General features: G+C 43.5%; 13 protein-coding genes. 5 read left to right on the top strand and 8 right to left on the bottom strand.

The annotated features are described in order from the left end of the window. Window positions 1-42: 42 nt before the first annotated feature. The 8 genes from HMPREF9448_RS01790 to HMPREF9448_RS01750 all read right to left on the bottom strand — a co-directional run bounded on the left by HMPREF9448_RS01790 (window position 43) and on the right by HMPREF9448_RS01750 (window position 17,825). On the bottom strand, window positions 43-3,390 hold the full coding sequence (locus tag HMPREF9448_RS01790) for a beta-N-acetylglucosaminidase domain-containing protein (RefSeq protein ID WP_008860867.1): 3,348 nt from the start codon (window positions 3,388-3,390) through the stop codon (window positions 43-45). A 204-nt stretch (window positions 3,391-3,594) separates the two neighbouring features. After that, complete coding sequence (locus HMPREF9448_RS01780; RefSeq protein WP_008860865.1) at window positions 3,595-5,628, bottom strand: LamG-like jellyroll fold domain-containing protein; 2,034 nt, start codon at window positions 5,626-5,628, stop codon at window positions 3,595-3,597. Between the two features lie 81 nt (window positions 5,629-5,709). After that, a complete protein-coding gene (locus HMPREF9448_RS01775) occupies window positions 5,710-9,552 on the bottom strand; it encodes an endo-beta-N-acetylglucosaminidase (protein WP_008860864.1) in 3,843 nt (1,280 codons plus the stop codon). Window positions 9,553-9,650: 98 nt separating this feature from the next. Beyond that, window positions 9,651-11,348: a SusD/RagB family nutrient-binding outer membrane lipoprotein gene (locus HMPREF9448_RS01770; RefSeq protein ID WP_008860863.1), complete on the bottom strand. Its 1,698-nt coding sequence runs from the start codon at window positions 11,346-11,348 to the stop codon at window positions 9,651-9,653. 14 nt (window positions 11,349-11,362) lie between these two features. Next, complete coding sequence (locus tag HMPREF9448_RS01765) at window positions 11,363-14,941, bottom strand: SusC/RagA family TonB-linked outer membrane protein (protein ID WP_008860862.1); 3,579 nt, start codon at window positions 14,939-14,941, stop codon at window positions 11,363-11,365. A gap of 111 nt (window positions 14,942-15,052) precedes the next feature. Then, window positions 15,053-15,985: a FecR family protein gene (locus HMPREF9448_RS01760; protein WP_008860861.1), complete on the bottom strand. Its 933-nt coding sequence runs from the start codon at window positions 15,983-15,985 to the stop codon at window positions 15,053-15,055. Window positions 15,986-16,135: 150 nt separating this feature from the next. Beyond that, window positions 16,136-16,678: an RNA polymerase sigma-70 factor gene (locus HMPREF9448_RS01755; RefSeq protein ID WP_008860860.1), complete on the bottom strand. Its 543-nt coding sequence runs from the start codon at window positions 16,676-16,678 to the stop codon at window positions 16,136-16,138. A 556-nt stretch (window positions 16,679-17,234) separates the two neighbouring features. After that, on the bottom strand, window positions 17,235-17,825 hold the full coding sequence (locus HMPREF9448_RS01750) for an RNA polymerase sigma factor (protein WP_008860859.1): 591 nt from the start codon (window positions 17,823-17,825) through the stop codon (window positions 17,235-17,237). A 328-nt stretch (window positions 17,826-18,153) separates the two neighbouring features. On the opposite strand from HMPREF9448_RS01750, the gene HMPREF9448_RS01745 reads away from it, so the two are divergent. The 5 genes from HMPREF9448_RS01745 to HMPREF9448_RS01725 all read left to right on the top strand — a co-directional run bounded on the left by HMPREF9448_RS01745 (window position 18,154) and on the right by HMPREF9448_RS01725 (window position 25,132). Beyond that, window positions 18,154-19,053: a glycosyltransferase family protein gene (locus HMPREF9448_RS01745; RefSeq protein WP_008860858.1), complete on the top strand. Its 900-nt coding sequence runs from the start codon at window positions 18,154-18,156 to the stop codon at window positions 19,051-19,053. Window positions 19,054-19,347: 294 nt separating this feature from the next. Beyond that, window positions 19,348-20,724: a tetratricopeptide repeat protein gene (locus HMPREF9448_RS01740; protein WP_008860857.1), complete on the top strand. Its 1,377-nt coding sequence runs from the start codon at window positions 19,348-19,350 to the stop codon at window positions 20,722-20,724. 226 nt (window positions 20,725-20,950) lie between these two features. Next, a complete protein-coding gene (locus tag HMPREF9448_RS01735; RefSeq protein ID WP_008860856.1) occupies window positions 20,951-22,840 on the top strand; it encodes a fibronectin type III domain-containing protein in 1,890 nt (629 codons plus the stop codon). A gap of 280 nt (window positions 22,841-23,120) precedes the next feature. Next, window positions 23,121-24,473 carry an MATE family efflux transporter gene (locus HMPREF9448_RS01730; protein WP_008860855.1) on the top strand — a complete coding sequence of 451 codons (1,353 nt, stop codon included), beginning with the start codon at window positions 23,121-23,123 and terminating at the stop codon, window positions 24,471-24,473. A gap of 8 nt (window positions 24,474-24,481) precedes the next feature. Next, complete coding sequence (locus tag HMPREF9448_RS01725) at window positions 24,482-25,132, top strand: AlbA family DNA-binding domain-containing protein (RefSeq protein ID WP_008860854.1); 651 nt, start codon at window positions 24,482-24,484, stop codon at window positions 25,130-25,132. Window positions 25,133-25,163: the final 31 nt, after the last annotated feature.

The following is a 25,163-nucleotide window of genomic DNA, read 5'->3' as shown; positions in this document are numbered from 1 at the left end:
TTTGTTTATATGTGATGATCTTTTTGTTCTATCTTTTTGCTTTTATCGTATTATTTTACAGGTCGATAAATTCTCGTTTGTATGCATAACTTGCACGATTAATATTTGTGGAATATTCGAGCCGAATGTTGTTTCAAAGATACATTTATTCACGTTAAAATGGTTTATTGTTTTTCCGTTTAAGTCGAATAAAATTATATTTTGTATCATATCGTCCGATTGTACGATCAGCCGATTATTGTTTGTATATATGGTTAGACCGTCTTTTTTCATGTTATTTATGGCGGTGGGTTTCCCCGGTTTTTCTACATAAGGAGTCCCAACGGGAAGTATTTCGTAAAGATTGGGAATATTCTCTTTGTTCCACTCTATTTTCACGGCTGTTACCGTATCTATTTCGTGGGTGTCTATGACTGTGCACAACGGTTCCAAAGACCCTTTTTCGATCCATTCGGAGCCATTGTTGACATATATTGACGGGAGTTTGCGAGTGGAATCGAAGATGGTATTGTGGAAAATTTCAATCGACTCTATCGTTATATTTTCGATAAAACGGTGCTCGATATATCCTGCTTCGCCAGCTTGGTAGTTGGTCGAAAGGTCTTTGTCGGCGAGGGTGGCTATTTGCACTCCGCTTTGGTCGGTCGTTTGGGTGTATTTTTCAGACATATCCGCTTTAAATTCGGCTACTTGTAACCAATAGCTACCTACGGTATTACGAATGATAAAGCGAACATATCGTGCCATGAGTCCGTTGGCATTGCAAGTAAACGAACGGGTAGAGTCGAGATAGCCGTTTGTAAATTCGGTTACCGTTTGCCATTGGTCGTTATCGGCGGAGACTTCTATCGCTGCGGTTCCTGAGAGCTGGTCGGTCTCTGTAAATGTGATGCTTATCTCGTAAATGGGCTGAGCCGAAGGGTAGGTGAGAAGAATATAATCGCCTGCGGCTTGTGCTTCGCTGCTCCAAAAGAATGTCGAGGAATTTCCATCGACGACGTTGTTTATGGAGTAAGATTGATATTGTGACATATTGGTGGATGCCTCGGCTTTGACTTCTACGGAGGTGAGGATACGGGAAACCGATAGTTGGTTAAAATCTACGGCGACTTCTTCTTCCGAAATATTCTTAATTCGGATATATGCGGTTTTTTGTTCTCTGATGGGTAATTGTATCGGAGTCCACTGTTTCCCATTTTCCGAAATCTCTACTCGAAGCGTTTTGTCGGCCGTGATTTCTTCCACATTTATTTTTTCGATGTTTCCGAAATAAATACCTAAGTATTCGTCTTTATCGAGATCGAGTCCGTTCAATCCGGTTAATCGGACCGTTTCGTTCTGAGCCGTCAATTCTACACCTTGCAAATTCTCGATGTTGGTAATTATTTGCAAACTGTCTTTTGTCGGCCATAATCCGGGGATACTGTTTCCTATTTTTTCTACCAAAAAGTCTGTAAACGGGCGCAAATGGCTATCTCCCGGCTTCACTTCATAGAATTTTTCGGTGGTCGAAGTTCCATATCCTTCGAGAGCGCTTACGAGATAGGTAGAGTCGGAGCTCATACCGGTGTATAGTTTTTTCAATCGCAGGTATTTTCCCCAACCTTCGGAACGGGACATGGAGTTTCCATATTCGAGCATATCCAATGCGTCGAGCGCTATCGTACTTATGTTTTTCAACTTGGCGTTCCAACAGCGAATGTCCTCATACATCAATCGGTAATCTCTGTGCGGACTGTCTTTTAAGGTTTCGATGTACGTGCAAGCCTGTTTGAGATTTTCCAGTTCGTTTCGCAACTTGTCGGATTCCGGCGGGAAACTTTCGCCGCCGAATTTCTCCATGAAATTGTCATAGAGCGTTATCATTTCTTCGTCCTCGACCAACGTGTTCGAGAAGCGGGCGAAGCATTTGATCGCTTCGGCAGTCTGCGTATCGCCGGGTTCGGCTATTCGGTGAAATACTTCTTCCCAGTTTTTACGAACGTCGAAAGCGTTGGGATTCCAGCTGTAATCGGCCGCTCCGAACAAAGCGATTTTCGAGGCTTGTGCTTGGCACATGGGATTTAGGATAAGCCCGTTGAGCGTATTGATTGCTCCGGGTTTTTCAATTGTCCAATGAGTCGTTAACTCCCGCATGTAGATACGGTCGTCATGATCGTCGTTTACCGGATTGTTCCACCACATGACCGGATTTCTTCCCACGCGTCCGGCCATATCGTCGATGGCCGAGGGGCGGATATTGGAGAAGCAGTCGTATCCGGTAAAGGCGATGACTACTTCGCTATCGACTTTTTTCAGGTTGTTTAGAGTGTAGGAAGCTCCGTAGTTGAGAGCGTAAGCCGTGGGGACGAAAAAAAGAGGTGCTACTTGGTCGTCGGTGTTGTCGGTAGTGTATCGTTCGCGTATTTTTACTTGTACTTCGTTGGCTAAATGAGCTTGCATGTCCCCACTGGGAGTGTAGGTCATGTCGTCGATGAAAACACCAAATCCCCGTACACCGAGATTATAAAGGTGATCGAATTTTTTCATGAGGGCGTCGATACCGGGAGCCATAGCCGATTCGTTCGAAAAACTGATTCCTTGTTGTAATCCGGGGTGTGCTGCCCAGATGAAATCGACGTTGCATGCTTTTGCTGCTTGCACCATTGTTTTCAAATCATCTTGGGTAATCATACCGAAAAACCGTTGTTGTTCGGTGAGCGAGGTAGGATAATCGTCCCTCCAATTACCGAGGTGGTAGGGATCCGATTTCGGTCCATACACGAATACGTTCATTTTGAATCGTTTACAAAATTCAAAAAGACTGATACGGTTTTCCACCGAGTAGGGGTGTCCGTAGAATCCTTCCACGATTCCCCGATATTGAGTGTGTGAATAATCTTCGAAAGTAATTTGACGGATCGAGTTGCCGTCAGTTTGCTCCAAAATTTGTTCGAGCGTGGCAAAGGCATAAAATTCGGAGCCTTTATCATTACCCAGAACGACGATGTCGCCGTGAGGGTGTCGGTCGTTTATTTGCAGGAGATAGGGGTCGAATTTATTATCTCCCGTGTCAAAAACGGCAAGGGGCAAATTGTTTTCTACGGCATAGCGGTCTGCTGCACCGTCCGAGCCGTTGATTCCTATGTAGAGGTTTGTATTCGTCTGCGACGGGTTTGTGGAGAATGCGATGGTATATCCTGCTTCTTCGAGTACTTCTTTCATGCGGTTGCGGGTCACTTCGCCGATTCCACTTTCGCAAATGACATTTATTTGTTGTGTGAGTTCTACCGTTTCTCCGGCCTCGCTGATTTTTTGAGGGGTAGGGTATATCGTGTAGGTTTGAGCATGGTTTTTACATAGTATCGTACCGAATACTAACAAAGCAAGCAGGGTGAATATGTTTCTCATCGCTAAATGTGTTTAAGCAAAAAGCTTTTGTTTTTGATATAAAAAAGATACAGACTTTTGTGTTTCATGGTTCGGCCGAATTGCGATATAGACCGGTAGGGTGTATTAAATCCCGACGAAATCGGGGCGAACCGTGGTATTTTTTGAAAACACCCCGCACTCACACGAGGCAGGCGGGTACGGGGTGTGGCCATGAAAACCTAATTATTTTTTGAAGCGAATGATTGTTGTGTTTTCGCTCATCGAAACCTTAGCCAAATAAATGCCAGCAGGAAGATTTTCGAGATTGGTTGTCATTTCGGTCGCTTCGGCAACTGCTGTTCCCAATAAATTATAGATAACAGCCGTTGCGCCTTGCGGCATATAGAGCACCTTGTCGTTGTAGTAAGCAGTAGCCTCGGCCGTTACGTCTTCAACGCCCGTAGCGAGTTCGAAAGTCGCATTTACCGTTAAATTTTGGTCGGTAACTTTAATCGGGTCGTTTATGTTTTCGAGGGGGATATCGTTTACTGAAACCGAAGCAAATTTATATTTTTCACCGAGGTTAACAGCATAGAGGTTACTGTATGTTTTTACCGGGGCGGGAGATTCACCGATAGCAACATCGAAACGACGAAGTTCATAAGCAGCTTCTTCCTCGACCGGGGTGTTATAAGTCACTTCTACCGTAGAGCGCCCATTGGTTTTTTGCAAAGCATCTGCCATTGGGAAGTTACCACTGGTAACGGTTCCATTTTTACGATAATAAGCGTCGATGTCGCCGGCGAGATTTTCAACCGTTGTGGCATCGGCGGACTCGGGTAGGTAGTGGGCGACCAGTCCTTCGGCATCGGCTTTGGGTCCGAACATCGAGGCTTCTATTTCCTCGGGGGTGAGGGTTTTGTTCCATAATTGTACTTCCTCTACTTTACAAGGCATTTGGTTGTATTTGGAGTCCCCGATGGCGAAGTCGCAGGCATCGTAAAGCAACGCCAAGCCTCCGTCTTCTACTTCTTGCGAGATAGCCTCTTCTCCGTTTTTATATACTTTGAACGTTCTTCCGTCATTGCTGGTTACCAGCGAAATAAATGCAAATTCGCCCGGATAGAGTGTCGTGTTCTCAGATACGGCCGGAGTGGGAACACCCGGACAACCAGTCGAGTTTCCGTCCCATTTGCGATACCAAACGGCGAGTTTACCGTCTTTTACTCCCACGCCGTAGGAACCTTCGACAGCCCAAGTGATACTGTTTTGAACATGCCCCATGAGGACTCCGTTGTAGCCCATAGTAGAAATCCAAGCCGAGAAGGTGTAATTATGAGACCGTTGGTCGCTCTCCACTTGATTTTTGTCGGTGTTATGAGAGCCTAAAACAGTATCGCTGAACCGTAACTGACAGTCTCCTGCCTCACCGTATCCGGGAGCCGACATCAGCATGGCATCGCCGGTACTGGCGAGCTTCTTGAATTGTGCGGCAAAATTGGCATCGGCGCTAGCTACGAAGGTTTCGCTTGCATATATTTCGTCATTGTTTTTTATCGATACCAGTTCATAACCAGTCGAGGGCGCAGCTGCGACAGAAAGAACAGTACCTTCGGGTACTTGGGCTCCCGATTCGATCGGAGTCTCGCCGTTTTTAATCGTTAATGTTCCGTTTTCAGGGGTAGCGATGTTTATCGTATATCGTTGGATATTGTTTTTTACGGTTATTTTTATATCGTGATATATCCCTTCTTTGAAAGAGGGAGCATATGTATTGATATCGTCCATACTCGTAAATATCATACGGAACAGATAGACAGTTCCTTCTGCGGCATCTTGGGGTATGGTAATACTGGGAAGAGTACCATCGGGAGTAGGATTCGGATTGTCTTCTGCGTGTACAAGTACTCCGTTTGTCTCGTCATTATAAGGATTGCTTGGTCCCGGAACTCCACATTGCAAAAGCCGGGTTATTTCTTTTGATGAATTGGCATCGGTGAAGATTGCAAAACGTCCCCAATACGTGGTTATTTTAATGGAAAATTCTACTTTGGCTCCCGGAGCGACGAAAAGTTCCTGTTCGATTTTTCCTGTTGTAAGATCTTTGAGGTCGGTGTAGTTTTCCAATGCACCGGAGGTGCTGAGTGAAATGACTTTTCCACAGTTTCCCGGAGCTGTAAACGACGGCGCTTCATACCCGTCAAGAGGATTTTGAGCGTTTGCTATGGTACTCCCTAACAAGAGAGCCGCTAATGTAAAAAGATAATTTTTTTTCATAAGATGATACTAAATAATATTCTGATTGATTTAATAACCCTCCGCACAAGGACTTGTGCGGAGGGTTTGAATGGCCTTATATTATTCGGCTACCACTTTGAAAGATTTCACGCGTTTGCCGTCTTTCGACACGACTACATAGTACATGCCTTTGGCAGCATTTACCGTGAGCGTGCAGATTTCGCCGGCCATAGCTTGGTGCTTTTTGGTAGTTACCTGACGACCTTGTGCGTCGAAGATGTCGATAACGTAGTTACCGTCGGCTGCGAATTGCAGGTTGACATTTTCGATGAAGGGGTTGGGGTATACCGTGAGGTTATCTACCAAGTTGCCATCGATACCCGAAGAGGGGAGAACTACGATATACTCTTCTTTCGTCTTCGTATCCGAGCCCCATCCGTTGGCAAGCGTCAAGGTGACGTTATATTTACCGTCTTTGTTGAATGTAACCGATGCGTTGTCTCCGGTGTTTTGAACTTCGGCGTCGGTAACGGCGAATGTCGATGTCGTAGTGATGGGCAATGTACCCGACATGGCCGGGTTACCTTGAATAGCGATATTGGCCGGTAATATGTGTTCTTCGTTTGCAGAGGTGTTTTCACCGCCTGCACCTTTCACTTCGATATAGGCAGCCTTGTTGTCGGTAACCAAAGTACCTTTGTTTTCAAACACTTTTTCGCCTTCGTTGTAGTTGTCCGATTCGAACGTCCAGTAACCTTTCAGGTCAGAGGGGATTTCTTTACCGTCGTAACCTTTCATGGCTTCTATTACTTCGGTATCGCTCAATGCCTTGTGCCAAACTTGTACATCGTCGATGACACCGGAAAATCCGGCATAGTAAACGCGAGAACCACCGATGTAGATGTTTGCAGCTTTAACGTTTCCAGTTCCACCGTTATTATCGTTGTAATTGTATTTTGAAGCATTACCTTCTCCTACTTTCTTACCATTGAAATAGATTCTTTGTTTGCTGCCGTCGAATGAAATGAGGACGTGTGCCCATTGACCTTCGGATAAACTATAAGATTCGGTTCCGGTACGGTTACCGTCTGTACAACAAGCCAAGTTGGGAATTTCGTGTTTGTTGTTGTTTCCGTTGAAATAGTATTGCGATTCATTTCCCCACATAGTATAAGAAATGATATTGTTATCCAAAATGCGTTGTCCTCCGTTGTTGAATGTCTCAGGCCATACGTCTACCCAAAGGGCTCCCCAATTATTATCGGGCCAGTGGATATCCATATTGCGTTGCTCGATCAATCCCATACCGAATTTAGCGAACGTGAATTTTTCGGGTTTTATCCAAAGACAGATTGAATATTGATTTTGATTCATCGGCAAGAAATCCGATGGAATACGGAACATATAGGGGTCGTCTACCTGCAAACCACGAGAAACCGTACCTTCGTTCTTTTTGCCGGTGTAGCTGAGTGTTACTTCGGCAGTACCGTCTTCGAGGGTTACGTTGGTGTCGGATGCTGTGAAATCGGTAATCGAAGGAATTGCACCTGTGCTTTCGGGAGAAATTTGTACATAGCCGCGATAAGAGAGTACACTCAAATCTCCTTTGGTGAGTTTTACATCGTAATAACCTTCCTCTGACAGTGAAGTGGTTATCGAACGACCGCCATCTTGGGTGAATACGGCATTACCGCCGGTGGTTGCGTTAAAGATTTCCCAAGAGAAAGGTTCTTCTTGGTTGGGGTCGATCAACGAGAGGGTAAATTCCTCGCCGGCTTTGATTACCGCTTTGTTACATTCGATACCGTCGACGAGTGTGAGGTCGGTAGTCAGATAACTGGTCCATGTCGTTTCGCTCTTCGTTTTTCCGTCGGGAGCTACGGCACAAACACCGATTCGGTAATCCGAGATTTCATTGTTGGCCGATACTGGAGCGCCTACTACGTAGTGTGCCCAAGAAGAAGTCGTTCCGCAAAGAACGGGCTCTCCGTCTTTTGCTTGTACGTAAACTTCGAAGTACCAAGTATCTACATCTTCGTTATAAACGGGTATGGAGGGATCGGAATCGTTTTTGGAGGATTCGCAATCCCAGCTAAATTTGAAATCAATCGAGTTATAAGTACGTTTTTTCAAGATTTTGCTTTCTTCGGTAGTGATAACCGGTTTGATCGGTGCAAAAGTCTTTGCCGGAACAATAGCCATTTCGCCGATGAATACATCGTAGTTTGTCGGGGTATTTTCGAATTTGAGACCGATGAGGGCTACATTTCCGTTCATACCGATTTCAGAGGCTTTCTTGGAGAAGGTCGTCCATTGTCCTTCTTTGGCTCCGGTAATGTCGCAAGAGTGCAATGTAGATTCCGATCCTACGAACGACCAGAAGAGTTTCATGTGCGTATCTTCGCCGCTATTTAATTTGAAAGTCATCGATACGTCGTCGGTTTCAGAAACGTCAAATTTGGTCTTGAAGAGACGAACGTTAGATACTTTCGTAGCTCCGCTCATGTGTAGGGCCGAACCGGCATACCAAGCATCTTCGTAAGTGAATCCGCATTCGATACCGTCTTCGGGTACGTTATTGCTGTCGTCTGTAATCCACCAGCGCCATGTGGGCAGGTAGTCCTGTACACCTACGTTGAACCATTTGTTCCCGAAGGTTACTTTTCCTTCGTTACGGAAGGTTTTTCCATTACCGAGTCCGAAACGGGTTACGAAAGGCAACTCTTGCAGTACGCTTCGGGCGGGCAGGTATTCTGCTATACCGTGAAAGTTGTTCATAGCCGCTTCGCTGGAACTGGAAATTCCGTCTTTAATAGCCGGGCGTTTTGCCGGGTTTCGGTTACCGCCGGAGAATACTTGCTCTTGCTTTTCGAGGTAACAGGCTTGTACAGCTTCGTCACCCGAACCGAATTCGGAAGAGTTCTGGTAAATCATATTGGTGGTGTGGTTTCCCCAAAATGCGATAGACATTTTGGTGTTTTTCAACGTAGACCACGGACCTCTTGCCAACCAGTTTCCTTGAATGTCGTAACCGGCATAAAGGGTGTAGGGATTGGCTCCGATTTGTTCGGCGTAGCTAGCCGAACTGCTTGCAGAATATCCCCAATCGTAGTTGAGCATATACATGTCGACTACTTGTTTGTTGTTTTTCCACAACCAATCTTGTTTGCTACTACCGAAAGAGGAACCTAAATCCATAGATCCTCCGTTAGAACCTACTCCATACCAATATACGTGGAATTGCCAACCGATCGATTCTGCATATTCCCGACATTGGGAGAAGAAGTCTTGCAAAGCAGAGGCTTGGGGAACCGGACCTTCGGGGTTGATACCGACACCATCGAGACCATAATAGCGAAGGAATTTTACGAATTTTTCTACGTATTTGAATTTTCCGCCTTCTTTTTTCACCAGCATATTTACATTAGCTGTTGGGCTGGTGTTATCGCCTCCCCAAGAGTCGAAGAAGATGAGACCGCCGCTATTGGCTACACCGTTACGGTGAGTAACGTCGCTGTATGCACCCGGTACACGTACCCACGGGAGAGACCAGCCGCCTTGCGAATCCACGTAGGACCACATACTGAAATTATCGCCGTCGAATACATATCGCGGTAGCGATTGCCAGTAAGTGTCGGATATACCCATCGGCGTCCACATACTGAATTTGCGGTCTTGCGTCATGGTGGGATCTACCTGTGTTGCCGTGTTCACGAAACGTTTTTTCATGGGGACACGGGCGATGTAGAAGTTCTCGTCTTCGGAAAGGGGGACTCCCGGTTCCCAAGATTCAAAATAGTCATAAAAATCGAGATAGACTGTTTTTTTATCACCTCCGGCGATAGAAATTTCTTTGGTCGGTAAGAGTTCTACATAGGGAGCGTGGGTAGGAATGTTTTGTGCATAGTTTCCCACAACTACCGAACAAGCCAATACCGATAATACTAATTTCGGTGTTTTCATGTTTTTTGTTTTTAAGTTAATAATAGGATCTCAAAAAAGTTGTTTTTTATTTTAGGGGAGAGAGTGTACGTTTCTATACGCTCTCTCCGATTAAATTTTTAGTTAGAAACTTCGGTTTCCCAACGACGATTGTCGCCCAATCCGGCAGGGTCTTCTACGTCCCACCAAAGGGTAGTACGCATCAGGTTACTTCCTCCGAGGGCTTGGATCCCCGACGTATTGACATCTTGGGCGGCTGCCGCATCGGTCATGTTCCACGGAATACGGCGAATCATACGACCTTTTCCCAACGAGCCGTCTCCGATATCGTTGACGGGGAATATGCGAGGATAACCGGTACGGCGCAAGTCGTTCCATGCTTCAAGTCCCATAGGGAACTGAGCGAGCCATTTTTGGGTGATGATTTTTTCGAGCTTTACTTTATTGTCGTCGCTGTTGTTGATTTTTACTCCTACGGTAACCAGACCTTTGGTGTTGTTGCGTGAGTTGTGCGGATCCACGTAGTCGATAGAAGTATCTGCCGATTCTTGATTCCAATAGGTTTGGAAGTCGGGTTCGGTTTGTGCGATGTCGTAATCGTCGAACATGGCAGCAACACCTCTCAGATAGTTTGTATTGACCGATCCGCCGATATTCCATCGAAGGGCTGCCTCGGCTTGCAGAAAGTAACGCTCGGAGAGTTTGAAAATGGCGAGCGGGAAATTTGCGAAAGCACTTGTGACACCTGAAAATTTGGTGTATTGGTTATTATCGTCCCGAGGTGTGAGTTGGATTCCCGTGCGGACTCCCACAATGTCTTGTTGTGCTTGCCACGTCGTTTCTCCGTTTTCGTCTCGTATGGCATCGCTATTTTTTTCAAAAATTTTATCCATGAAAGGTACTTTGAGTCGTTTCATGATGTTTTCGAGCGAAGCGTTTATACGTGTGTCGTTCCAAAGAATGGAGATAAATGCCAACGGGTGATTGGTTCCGTTATTAACCATCGTGTTGTACTCGATGCTTTTTTCGATAAGTCCGTCGTCGATAGCCGATTGCGCTTCGGTTTTAGCTCTATCGGGATTGACGTTGGACATACGCATGGCCATGCGCAGACGAATGGAATTGGAGAATTGTTCCCATGTTTTTACATCGCCGCAGATTTTGTCGTATTGAGCCAGAATCTGATTAATGGTATCTTGATGTTCTTCGGAAGTAGAGGTAAACTCTTTCAATATTTTCCCCGCATCTTTGAGATTGACGAACAGGGAGTCGTAAATTTGATCCATCGGTTCGTAGGTTACGGGAGGTTCCTGTACATCGTTTTTATAATCGGTCCACGGGAAAGGTCCGTACACATCGGAAAGTTCCAATGCAGAGAAACAATACATGATGTTGCACATGGCTCCGATTTCTCGCAGATTGAGGTCGGCAGCCGAGCGCATTACAGGTAAGGCTGCTTGTGCTACGTTGAAAAAACTGGCTTTGGGACCATCGCAGTATTGCGCAAAATACCGGTAGGTAGAGGGCAGGTTCCCGCTAAAATTTTGTGTTCCGGCCATGTATCCCGAATAATTGTCGATGTGAATGTTGAATTGTACTTGATAGACGTGTGCACCGTTCGATGCTCCGACATCGTGCATTTTTTGCTGTGCCGTCAGGAACATGCCGGCTGCCTGTTCATAGTTCTCGGCAATAGAGAGGTCGCCCGAACCGACTTCGATGTTGGAGTTCAGATCGTCGAGCAGAGGGTCGCCGCAACCGATTAAGGAGATTGCCGCGGCAAAAACGAATGCTGATAAATATACTGTTTTTTTCATGATGTTATGTTTCGTTAGAATGATGCTTTAAGTGAAATACCGAAAGAACGGGTAGTAGGCATACTGAAAATATCTACGTTACCCAGAGCATTTTGTGTACTCAACGAAGTATCGGGGTCGATGGGTGCATCGATGTACAAGAAGAACAAGTTACGGGCATTGGCCGATACCGTGAGGTTCTTGCTTTGTCCGAAGAGATTGCGGAACGTATATGCCAATGAAATCTCACGAAGACGGAAGTTCGTAGCATCATATACGTAGTTGCGTCCTACGGGTGATCCACCGCCGATGGTCTGATAATATTGGTCGACCGGAACGACTTGGTTTGTTCCCGGGATATACATGCCGGGCTTGGTGACAACACCGTCCTCGGAGGTCCAATAGAGGTTGTTGTTAAGTGCATAATCCCGTGCATCGGCCGTACGTTGCGATGTGCCGAAATAGTCAAGGTATGCCTCGGTGAAGGAGATGACTTTACCGCCAATTTTTCCATCGATAAGGAAATAGAAGGAGAAGTCTTTGTAATTGAAGGTGTTGGACCAACCGAGGGTGTGCTTGGCATTCATGTTGCCGAGGTATTCGTTGGCTTGTCCATTGAGTTTGAATGGAGCTCCCGTTTGAGGGTCGACAACGATTTCTCCGGTTATTTCGTCTCTCATAAAGTCGACGGCATAGAGGTCGCCATAAGAACCGCCTTCTTCGAATTTGATTTTCAGACCGCTGAGGTTACCCATATCGATTTCGTGGATATATTTTTGTCCGTTTTGCTTACGGGCCACCGTGAGGATTTTGTTGTCGTTGTAGGCGTAATTGAAGTTGGTAATCCAACTGAAATTGTTGTTGGGAGCGAAGATATAGGATGCGGTTAACTCGATACCTTGATTCCGTACCTTACCACCGTTGATATATATTTCTTTGCCGGCAGCACCTTCGTATTTCATGAATTGGTTTTTCATGATGGCGTTGTAGTAGGTGGCTTGCAACGAGATGGAGCGATCGAGCAAACTGATGTCGAAACCAGCTTCGAACGATTGTGTGGTTTCGGGTTTGGGATTTTTGAAGTTAATGATCGCACTGCTGATGTAGGCTCCTGTCGCCGGATTACGTTTTGCCGATGCGAGGAATAGGTTATTAGGAATAGAGTTACCCACCTCGGAGTACGAAGCCCGTAGTTTTAATTCGTTGATTTGTTCGGGCAAAACAAGTATCTTGTTCATTTGAGCGGATGCACCTGCCGAATAGTAGGCAAAGTGGGGATCCATATCTTTGAACTGTGTAAAGGCTCGATACCAGTCGTCTCGGTAACTACCCTCGACCGTTACTTTGTCTTGCCAAGTAACTTGTGCCGTAGCGAAAATAGCTCGTTCCCAGTTTTTGGTAGTAAGTCCCCCGTAGTTCTCGCTACTGTTGAGATAAATATCGGAAAGAACGAATTGGTTGCACGAGAGGTCTTCGGTATAGGGTGCTCCTGATTTGGCAATAGGAGTAATCATCCATTGATCGTAGGAAGAGTTCATCATGCTACCGCCGGCATTGACCCCGATGGTGAAATCTTTGAATGTTTTGTTGTAGCTTAACATGAAGTCGCCGTAGAAGTCTTGCGACTTGGTATGGTCGAGAATAAGACGACCCCGGTCGATCATTTCGGCATTACCCCATGTGGTGGCGTATTGTCGGTTTTCGTCGTTGCGTTCGTTGTAGTCGTATTTGATACGAGCTTGCAAATTGAGGCCGTCGATGATTTGCCAGTTGGCAGCGATACTACCGAATGTGCGGTTAATCACTTCTTCGCTGGTCATACGGTTGAGCAACCACCACGGGTTATTGAGGTTGATGGCATCGGTGAACCAAACTTGTTTGCCATAGTTGGCATCGGAAAGGGTAGATGTCTTGCCCGATTGTATCACCGATATGGGTAACCCGTCTGCTCCGATTTCGGAAGCGATGTAGCTATATGGATTGGACTGCCATGTTGCACTGGTGTCGTAATAGTTTTTGCGATACCAATTCATATCGATGTTACGCGGTGATGTATATACTTGATAGATGGGGTTGAAGAACGTACCACCGGTGGGACGGTTTTTGGTTTTTTGATTGATGTAATTCGCCGAAATATCGATTTTCAGTTTGTCCTTGAAGAAGGAGAAGTTTTGCCTCAACGAGATGTTGTGCCGTTCGAATTTATTGGTTTCGACGATACCGTTGGCTGTGGTATTTCCGTAAGAGAAATAGGTTTGTGCCACTTTTGTACCCCCGCTCAATGCGATGGAGTTGTTGAAGTTGGTTCCTACCCGGTAGAAATCGTTGATGTCGTAAGCATTGCGGGTGAGGTGATAGGGGGAGTTTGCGGTGTCGTAATATTCGTCACCGAGAGTGTTCATGCGTTGTCCCCAGCTATTAGAGTTCATGGTGAATCCGTTTTCGACCGACCCGGACATTTGTGCTCCATATCTGTTTTGTAACTTGGGGAGTTTCAGAGGAGTTTCGAATGTCGTACTGCTCGATACATCGATACGGATTTGTCCTTCCTTACCTTTTTTGGTGGTAATCATAAGTACACCGTTAGAGGCGGCACTACCGTAAAGGGCTGCGGAGTTTGCTCCTTTCAGCACGGTAATCGATTCGATGTCGTCGGGGTTGAGTTGGGAAAGGGCATCGCTACTTTCTTTCGAACCGTCGACCATCATTGTAGCACCGCCGCCGTCCATGTCCATTTGTCCGGCCACGCTGTTTTGCATGGGCACACCGTCGATTACGATGAGCGGCGAGTTGTTACCCAGCATAGACGCATTACCCCGTAGAAGGATTTTGGAGGCTCCACCGGCTCCGCCGGAGTTAGGCGTGATGACCAAACCTGCACTTTTCCCTTGCAACGAGTTGATGAGGTTGGCTTCTTTTGCACGAGTGAGCTCGTCGCCTCCGACGGTTTGCGTCGAGTAGGAAAGGGTTTCTTCTTTACGAGCGATACCCATAGCCGTGACTACGACTTCGTCGAGCAACTTCGTGTTGTCTTGCATCACTACATTGATTTTATTTTGTCCGTTGATGGGGCGTTTGATAGTTTGGTAACCGATGTAGGAAAATTCCAATTCGTTGCTTCCTGCTGGCACTTTGATAGAGTAGTTACCATCGATATCGGTTGCCGTCGCTACACTGGTTCCCGCAACCTTTACGGTGAGGCCGATGAGTGTTTCGCCGGAGGCATCGGTAACGTTACCGGTTATAATTTTCGTGTTGGCACTTTGAGCCGTGGCACTTGCGCTGGCGACATTTCCTTGCGCAGATGCGGCTTTTTTCGACAACATGATGTTGGGGTTCTGTATCGAGTAAGAAACGTCGGTCCCTTTGAACATGATATCGAGTATTTCGCTGACCGTCTTATTTTGAACGTTAAGGTTTACTTTGCGTTTCGTGTCCACTTGGGTGTTGATAACAAACAGACACTGAGCTTCTTTCTCGATTTTTTTCAAAACTTCGTCTATCGGAGTATTTGCCTCGGATAGGGATATGCGTGAATACGCATCGGCACTTGCTTCGAATGCGTAAGCCAGTGCTAAAACTGCAATAATTGCTTTTAAACTTTTTCTATACATACGTGTGTTTTGTGGTATTCAAAAGTTTTGTAACTGAAATAAATAAATTGTTGATTTTAAAATGATAGATAAGAGATGGTGTGCTTTTATGTATTCATAGGCTTTTGGATATTATTTGTGTTTAGAAGTGATTTGTATTGTATTGAGTTCTTTATCCCATTTGAAATCGAAGTTGAAATCGTGTTGAAGAGCTTGCAACGCATGTTGAATGCCATTGTAGCGATAGAACTTACCGGTGTAGTGCTCGGTGCTTTTGATGTCTTTGTCGATACTGATTTTTACACCGAAACATTTTTCAAATCCTTCCATCAATTCGTCGAACGATTTGTCCTTGAAGTAGTAGATGCCGTCTTTCCACAACTCGGTTTCGAAGGTGCGGATTACCGATTGCTTGAACTCGCCGTCTTTGAATTGTGCCCGGTATCCGGGTTTGAGCATCGCGCTTTTTTCGCCCGACGATATTTTTACAGAACCCTCGATGAGCGAGACCATGAAGTCTTTTTCTTTGAGTGTGGAAGTTACGTAGAATTTGGTTCCCAATACTTTAACTTTTCCGTTAGGCGTATTTACGATAAATGGTTTCCAACGGTTGTGGGCGACTTCGAGATAGGCTTCGCCTTCTATTTCTATATTGCGTTGCATTCCCAAGAACGACGAGGGGTATTTTATCGTGGAACCTGCATTGAGCCATACTTTCGTACCGTCGGGCAGGAGCAGGGTATTGCTGTTACCGGCGGGTACGGTCAATGAATAGAGGGGAACGATGCGATCGCCCATCGTGAGATAGAAACTGCCGAATGCTACCGACAACAATAGTATGACAACGGCGGCGATACGTAGAAGTTGTGCACGGTAGTGGCGGCGGAAGTCGTATTTGGTACGCTGTATATTGTCGGTCGATAATAAAATGGCATTGTATATGTTGCGTTCACGACAGAACTCTTTGAGGTTTTCGGGAGAGGCTTTTGTCCACTCCAAAACTTGAATGCGCTCCTCTTCGGTTGCGCAATTTCCGAAATATCTATATAATGTTTTCTTTTCCATACATTATATAAACCGAAAAACAGGGTATATCCCTAGTAATAAAATAAAATTTTTTTGAGAAAAATGAAGTGTGGATTTGTGTTTTTATAGTTTGTTGGTTGGTTTTCGTGGTATTTTAGTCGGATTTCGTTACAGCGTGGCTCGGAATTTTTATAAATAGTCTTTTAATTTTTTTCTTAGGACATTCAGGCTTTTTGTGACATGGAATTCTACGCCTTTTACCGAAATCCCGAAGTTTTCGGCAATGGTTTTGTAGGATTTTTGTTCGAGGTATCTTTCGTAAAAAATTTCACGGGTGCGATTAGGGAGTGTTTTGATAGTATCGTTTACTATATTTTCTATTTCGCTGGTGAATAGTTCGGAGGGATCGCATCCTTTCAATGAGGATATATTGAGTTCTATTTCACCTATTATGTGTTTATAGAGCTCGTCGTTTTTTTGTAATAAATATTTTCTCTCTTCCAGAATATCGATACATCGGTTTCTTATAATTGTAAAGATGTATCCTTTTATATTGGAAGTTTGGAATGTCGCTTTGTCCTTGTTCTCCCAATATTGGATATAGGACTCCATGACTACGTCTTCTGCGTCTTGCATGTTCCCAAGATAGGAATATGCAAACTGGATAAATCCATTTTTAGAAGTTCTAAAAATGTTTGTGAAATCACTATCTTCTTGAGTAACTAATGTCATTCAACTTTAAATTAAAATAAAATGTATAGCTTGTCTGAAAAATAGTATGGAGACAATAATCGTGTTAAATATGGTTTTTGTTACATGATATTCAGTTGTTTAGGGCTTTATGAGTAATGAGAAATAAAGAAAATCGCAGTGCTAATATACTAATATTATAAGATAAAAAAGAAAACTTACATTCTTTTTTTATAAAAAATTATAGTATTATATAAAGAAAGAAAAGAGGAGAAAAAAGGAGTGGTTACGGGAAAGTTTTCTTACTGAGGTTAATAGAGTAGAAAAGAAAAGGGGAGCAGATTATCTGCTCCCCTTTTCTTTTTAGTTATTTACCAATCCTCCTAACGAGGCCGGCAATCGGGAATCGAATGAATATACTCTGGCAAATTGCCTAATAAAATCGATTGTCGAGGCCGTTGGTTGTAATACTTTTGCGTTTTGTACTCTCGTTGTGTTTTTAGAGGTAGAGATTTTTTTCATAGGCTAATAAAAATTGATGTTTATGTATTATAAACGTCGGTAGCCTTGTAATTATTATCTGTACCTGCTTGTTTTTTTATAATGTCAGTACGATGTTGTTTTCCTCGGCCATTTTTCTCAGGTTGAGAATGGCATAGCGCATCCGCCCTAAGGCTGTGTTAATACTGACTTTGGTATGGTCTGCAATTTCTTTGAAGCTCATGTTTTTGTAATAACGCATGACAAGTACTTCCCTCTGGCTGTGTGGAAGGGCCTTGATAAGTTTGCGAACATCGGCTTCGATCTGGTTTTGTACAATTGTATCTTCGACGGTTCCTTCGCTCAATTCTTTGCGATTAAAGATATCCATGTTTTCATTATCGGTGATAACATAATTATCGGCTTTTTCCTGTCGGAAAAAATCGATAATGAGATTATGGGCGATTCGGGAAATCCATGCAGGGAACTTGCCGTTTTCGGTATAGCGTCCTTGTTTGATAGTCATAATAGCTTTGACGAAAGTTTCCTGAAAGATGTCGTTCGCCAATTCTTTGTCTTTTACAATATAATAAATGTAGTTGAAAGTACGGACCTGATGTCGTTTAAGCAAAACATCAAAAGCTCCATTATTACCTTCGGCATACAACGCAACCAGTTCTTCGTCGGTGCGATCGAATAAATCGTTCATTACTACCTCTCTTTTTTTTGATTCAAGCGTAATGTTTTGTCGATAGGCAATCTTTATTTAGAGTGATTCGATAATTATTATTCGTTGCAAATAAAGATGTTTTTTTTCAAATCAGAAAGTAAAAAGGATTTTTTTTCGACCTATCGTCCCATTTTTAACATTATTCTCGTGAACAAAATGGACTCTCTCTATTGAGCGTTGGGGTTTAACAGGTAGATAATATTTGTTTTAGGAACACTTGGGTGAAAGTTGAAGGTGTATTGCTGATTTTTATCATAAAAAATAATTACTTTTGCAATTCATGGAAAACTAAAAATAAGTAACTGCTATGAAACCAACTCTTTTTGTATTGGCTGCCGGTATGGGTAGTCGTTATGGAGGACTGAAACAGCTCGACGGTCTTGGTCCTAACGGTGAAACGATTATGGACTATTCGATTTTCGATGCTTTACGCGGAGGATTCGGTAAAGTCGTTTTCGTAATTCGTAAGGATTTCGAGCAAGATTTCAGGGATAAGATTCTTTCTAAATATGAAGGTCATATTCCTTGTGAATTGGTATTCCAGTCTATCGACGATTTGCCGGAGGGCTTCACGTGTCCCGAGGGACGTACTAAACCGTGGGGAACTAATCATGCCGTGTTGATGGGTAAAGATGTAATTAAAGAGCCATTTGCCGTTATTAATGCCGATGATTTCTACGGTCGCGAAAGTTTTGCTATTTTGGCCGATTATTTGAAAGGTCTGGAAGGAAAGAAAAATGAGTATTGTATGGTGGGTTATCGCGTGGGAAATACGCTGTCTGAGAGCGGTTCTGTTGCTCGTGGCGTGTGCGAGACCAATGCCGAGAAACATCTTACATCTGTTGTAGAACGTACTCAGATAGAACGTCGCGACGGCAAGGTGATGTTTAAAGAAGGGGATACTTGGACTGCTATCGATGACAATGCTCCTGTTTCGATGAATATGTGGGGATTCACACCCGATTATTTCAAATATTCCGAAGAGTATTTCGTTAAGTTCTTGAAAGAGAATGCAGATAATATTAAAGCTGAGTATTTTATACCTTTGTTGGTAAATGATTTGATTCAAACTGGCAAGGCCTCTGTAACGGTTCTCGATACTCCGTCGAAATGGTTCGGGGTAACTTATGCTGCCGACAGGCAGTCGGTTGTCGACAAAATTCATGCGTTGATTGCTGCCGGTGAATACCCAGAGAAATTGTTCTGAAAGAGTCGATGAAATAGAAATTGAAGGAGAGAGCTTATCGTGTAAAAATCGGGCTCTCTCTTTTTTGTTATTTTATCCGGCTGAATAGATGGTGGTTTTCGTATGTCGAGGAGAGTTCGGGTATAGTTGATTTGTACCTTAGGTTTGCTGGGGCATTTATTGTCACCTTTTTACCTATTTGTATAAATTGTACTTTTTTGCTGTTTTTTATTCACATTTTATAATTTTCCCGGCTGATAAAATTATCTTTGCTAAGATTTTCGTTGTTGTTACTTATACCAAGCAGTTGCACTCATGAATTCCCGTATATGTTATATTGTCATTTTGCTTTGTTTTTTTGCTTGCCATAGTGACCGATATCAAGAAAAGGCAACACGCTTATATGAATATGGGATTGAAATAGAATCTTTTCAACCCGATTCGGCTGCATATTTATATCGTCGGGCATTGAGCCTTACTAGCCCGAATTCGGATCTATCGGTTGCGTTGCATTTGCGTCTCGGAAACTTACTGCGTACGCATCATCTGTACAATAGAGCGTTAGAAGAGCACACTATCGCCTTGAAAGAATGTATGGCGAACGATTCGACGAAATATACGGCTCGAGCTTTACGGGAAGTAGGGAAAGATTATCTGTATAAGAACAGTCCCGACAGTGCACTCGGATACATTAAAGAAGCTTTGTCGTTATCGGAAGCTGCTTCGGACACTTTGGAAATGACAGCCGCTCATAACAATCTGTCGGTCGTTTACGGAGAACTCAAAGATCTCGAACAGGCTACAAAGCACGCGTATAGAGCTATTTCTCTGTCTAAGGATAGTACTTTGATATATCGAACGTATTCTGCCATAGGTAAGATGTTTTTATTATCTGGACAGTATGATTCTGCATATCATTATAGCCGGCAAGGAAGTTTAAGCCCCAATATTTATACAAGGGCCAATAGCTATAAGCAGCTTTGCGAAGTTGCTCTCGAAACAAAAAACGGTGCGCTCTATGAAGAATGTGTAAATTTATTGAATCTTGCTAATGATTCTATTGAAAAAATTAATCGTACCGAGTCAATGGGAGAGACAGAATATCAATATGATTTGGAGCAGATTCTTTATACCGAGAAAACTCGATATTATCGTTGGATTGCCGTAGTTATTATTGGAGCTTTGCTTATCTTATTTCTGTATATTCAAAAAAGAAGGTCAAGAGATAAAGCGTGGAAAGCTCAGGTGGAGGCGTTGCGTCAAAAGATAGAAACAGCTCACGAGTGCGATGAGGGTAATATAAAGGGGAATATGGGCGAATCGAATGTCGTCGCCCGGCAGGTCGATAACGAGCGAAAAGAACTACAATCACTCATCGATAAAAAGGGTGATGTATGTGCTTTATCTTTCATGCGAACCAAAGCATACAAAAATATGAAATCGATGATCGAGGCGAAATCGGAATCGGTATTGAGTATTGATGAACGACAGATGGTCTCGCAGTCTATACACAAAGCTTTTAATGAATATATCGATGCTTTGAAAAAACATACTAAATTAACGCAAGATGAGGCGGTTTTATGTTGTTTGGTCAAGTGCGGACTTAATACCAAAGAATGTGCTGTTTGCAAAGGAGTAAGTCTAAATGCTATCCGTACTCAGAAAAGTCGGATTAAAAGTAAATTAATGTAAAAATATCGGTAGGAACTATTTGATGTGTAAATTGTTGATAGTTAGTGTTTAACAAATATTGTTTGTAATATTCTATTTGAAAATGTCTGATTATCAATACAATATAATGGCTTAATTGTAACGTCGATTATTTTTAATAAAGAATTATCGGCGTTACTTTTGTTTAAAACTTATTTCTTCATTATTATAGAGAACACTTCCTAATTATAAAATCATATTATTGCTTATGAAAAAAATTACATCAATCTGTTTGACTATCTTCTTAGGTGTCAACATTGTTTCGGCTTATGCTGCTCGTGGCGAACAACTCGCTATTTTATCGGAAGATTTTTCGGCTTTTACCGAAGGAACCGAATCCACGCCTGCCGAGAGTGAACTTTCGACAGGAAATGCAATGATTCCTATGGAGTTCACGCACGGCATACAGTGGAAAGGACGAGGTATTCATCAAGCCGGAGGAGTTTGCGCTGTACTCTCTTATGATGACTATACATATGGGGAGACACAGGGGTGGATTCAAACGCCGTATACCGATGTGCGTTTGGACGATGGTAACTTCATACTGCGATTCCGAGCACGTTCGATTGCCCAAACGAAGGACTCGCTTATCCTTTATTTGCAAGATCAATACAGTAACAACTACTATACGAGTGAGAAATGCACCATCACCGACCAATGGCAAACGATCGAAGTCCCTTTTCAGCACAATTTCGGTATGGGGAGTCGCTTGGCCTATGTACAAATCGGGGCATACAACGATTCGTGGCTGATAGACGATATTGAAATCATACAAGACGTGTACGATATTTGCTCACCCCACGCGATCTCACCCAAAGATGTAACATTCGAGCATTTTACCGCTCGATGGGATGCCGTGTGGTCGGCAACCTCTTATCTTACGTCTGCTTATTATTATGCCGATGAAGAGAAAACACACCGTGTATATATTGCAGAGAATATCGAAACGACGGAATGTGAATGTCAAGTTACCGGTATGGAAAAAGGAAAAACTTATTTCTTCACGGTAAAAGCCAAGAATGACAAATACACTTCTGTTGAATCGAACGAGGTACAAGTGTATGTCCCCATTCGTACTATGCCAGTGCCCGAATTAGCCGATCCGACCGATATAACCGATACAGGATATACTGCTCGATGGTATCCTGTTGAGCGTGCAATGGGATATGCCGTGCGCCACTTTTTGAAACATACAGCCCGATCCGATGAAGAATACACGCTGGTGCACGAGGATTTAGAAACGATCACGGAGGGAACATTTGAATGGCCCGGTTACTTTTATGATTATGACCTTAATAAATATAGCAAAGTGCCCGGTTGGGGTGTCAATATGGGTTGTACGGTTAAAGGAATGATAGGTATCGATAATTACTACCGTGATTTTGAGGAAGGAAAAATCACGTCTCCCGAATTTGATTTGTCTCGTAACGATGGCAAATACACGGTGCAACTGAATGTGTATGCGATTCATGCTGGCGATACTGTCTATGTGGATAGTTATTGTGAAGGTGAAAAAGAACATCGCGAGTATCTGATGAAAACCGTGGGAGAGCATTCTTTTTCCGTAGATTTTACTAATGGGTCGGCTCAAACTCATTTTACCGTTACTTTCTCGGGAACGGATAAAATGTTTATCGATGATATTTTCGTAAAGCAAATTCTAAGAGCCGGAGAGAGTTATACTTCTGCATTGGCATCGTTCGAAGTGGAAGGTATCGATAACACCTCGTACACCTTTACCGACCTTACGGGTTCTGAAAGCGATGAATATCTTTATTCTGTAGCTTCTTGGTCCTATTCGTTAGATGAAGAAGGAATTTGGGGACCCAACGTATATTCGGAGTATTCAGAACCTCAAATCGTACGACTCTCTTCCTCCATCGAAAATGTTGATGGTATAGACTCTGATAAAGTTTATGCTCATAACGGAATCTTATATGTAGGGGTTGCCCGAGATGCTCTTGTCCGAATATATACTATCGAGGGTAAGTTGATACTTAGTAGACAAATTACAATAGGCAAACATGAACTGGATTTACCGATACACGGATTTTACCTTGTATATATAAATGATCATTGTTATAAAGTGAGTTTGTAGGGGACTTTGAACCGGAAAGTCGGTATTCAAGTCAGTTAAGCATAATCCAGTTATGACAACTTTCTATCAATCGGTATCTATCTATTTGTCGGATAGATACCGATTTTCATTCTGAGAAATGAATAGAAGTTGTTTCTGTATTCGATTTACATGAGCGATTGACAAAAGTCCAAGATTGGCAATGCAAGGCAAGAGAAAGAAAAGTAAACAAGTTCACTTTGTCTTTCTCTTGCCTTGCATTATCTTTGCACTTCATTTAATTTTTGTAAGATTGTATGATATGAGCTCAATGCAATTACTCCCTTATAAACAGCAGGTTAGTTCTTTGCTAAGACTAGGTTTACCGATTGTCGTAGGACAGTTGGGTATGATTATATTGGGTTTGGCCGATACGATAATGATCGGGCATCATAGTACGGAGGAGTTGGCTGCGGCTGCGTTCGTGAATAATGTATTCAATCTGGCAATCATCTTTGCGACCGGTTTTTCTTATGGATTGACTCCTCTAATCGGTATGTTGCAGGGTGGGGGAAACACACAAGGGATAGGACGAGTATTTCGTAATGCTTTGGCTGCTAATGCATCGGTTGCAGTATTGTTGACTGCTGTAATGTATACGGTCTATTGCTTTGTCGATAAGTTGGGACAGCCAGAGGAATTGTTGCCTCACATACGTCCGTATTTTGTTTTGCAACTGATTTCTTTATTGTTTATCATGCTGTTTAACGGCTTCCGGCAGTTTGCGGAAGGGTTGACCGATACTCGTACACCGATGTGGATTTTATTGGGTGGAAACGCATTGAATATTTTCGGGAATTATTTGTTGATTTACGGAAGTTTCGGATTCCCCGAATGGGGCTTGTTCGGGGCGGGTGTGAGTACATTGGTCTCGCGTATTGTTATGCTGTTGGTCTTTATCGGGGTCGTTGCTGTTGCGCGACGGTATAAAGTATATAGGGAGGCGATTTTACGCTCTCGATTCAATCGTAATGATTTTATACAACTCAATGCTTTGGGGTGGCCTATCGCTTTGCAAATGGGTATGGAAACTGCGGCCTTTTCGTTGAGTGCTATTATGGTAGGGTGGCTGGGCAGCATTCCGTTGGCGGCCCATCAAATAATGATTTCGGTCAGTACTATCGGGTTTATGGTATATTATGGTATGGGTGCTGCTTTGGCTGTGCGGGTCAGCCATTTTATGGGGCAGAAGGATTTCCCCAATTTGCGTAGAGCTGTAAATTCGGGAATGGGAATTATTTTATCGCTTGCCATTGTTGCCAGTCTATTCTTCTATTTGGTGAGGACTCCCATTATATATAGCTTTACAGAAGACCATGAAGTTATGATAGTTGTTTCTTCGTTGATATTTTCGCTGATTGTTTATCAGTTCGGAGATGCTTTGCAGATTACTTTTGCCAATGCTTTGCGAGGAACGACCGATGTCAAGCCCATGATGTGGATTGCCTTTTTCTCGTATTTTATAGTTGCTTTACCTGTGGGCTATTTGTGTGGGTTTACATGGGGCGGAGGTGTCGTAGGCGTGTGGGTCGCATTTCCTGCGGGGCTGTTTACGGCCGGATTTCTATTTTGGCTACGATTTCGTTATCGGTTGCAACAGTTAATGAAAAAATAGAGTAAACCATGAGACCGAATTCCGACAAGGTGTATTTACAACAACTTATCGCAGAAGGAGAACACCAGCAGCAGGATTTTAAATTCGAGATTTCCGATGCTCGAAAAATAGCCCGTTCCTTGTCTGCTTTTTCCAATACGGACGGAGGACGTTTATTGATAGGTGTGAAGGACAACGGTCGAATAGCCGGGGTGCGTTCGGAAGAAGAGATTTATATGATAGAGGCTGCTGCCAAACTTTATTGCCGGCCTAATGTGGAGATAAGTGTGCAGACTTATGAAGTGGACGGTAAAACGGTGCTTGTTGCAGAGATTCCGAAAGCCGAACAAAAGCCCGTGCAAGTGCAGGACGAAACCGGAAAGTATTTAGCTTATGTGCGGATTGCCGACGAGAATATATTGGCAACACCTGTGCATTTGGCTGTGTGGCGACAGAAAAACAGCACTTGGGGAACTCTTGTGAAATATACCGAACGAGAACAATTGTTACTTGATTATTTGGCTGAACATCAAGAAATAACAGTTAGTAAATATAGCCGGTTGGCTCATATTTCTTATCGGTTGGCGATAGAGTATATTGCTCGGTTTGTACGATTTGGAATTCTCGATATTTGTTTCGAGCGTCATCGGTTTTGTTATCGGTTGCGAGGGAATGAATGATAAGGGACACTTTCGTATGAAAATATCCCTT

It is taken from the genome of Barnesiella intestinihominis YIT 11860, from assembly GCF_000296465.1.
Classification (GTDB): Bacteria; Bacteroidota; Bacteroidia; order Bacteroidales; family Barnesiellaceae; genus Barnesiella; species Barnesiella intestinihominis.
The sequence above is the reverse complement of the archived record's forward strand: the minus strand, read 5'-3'. Positions and strand labels throughout refer to the sequence as shown.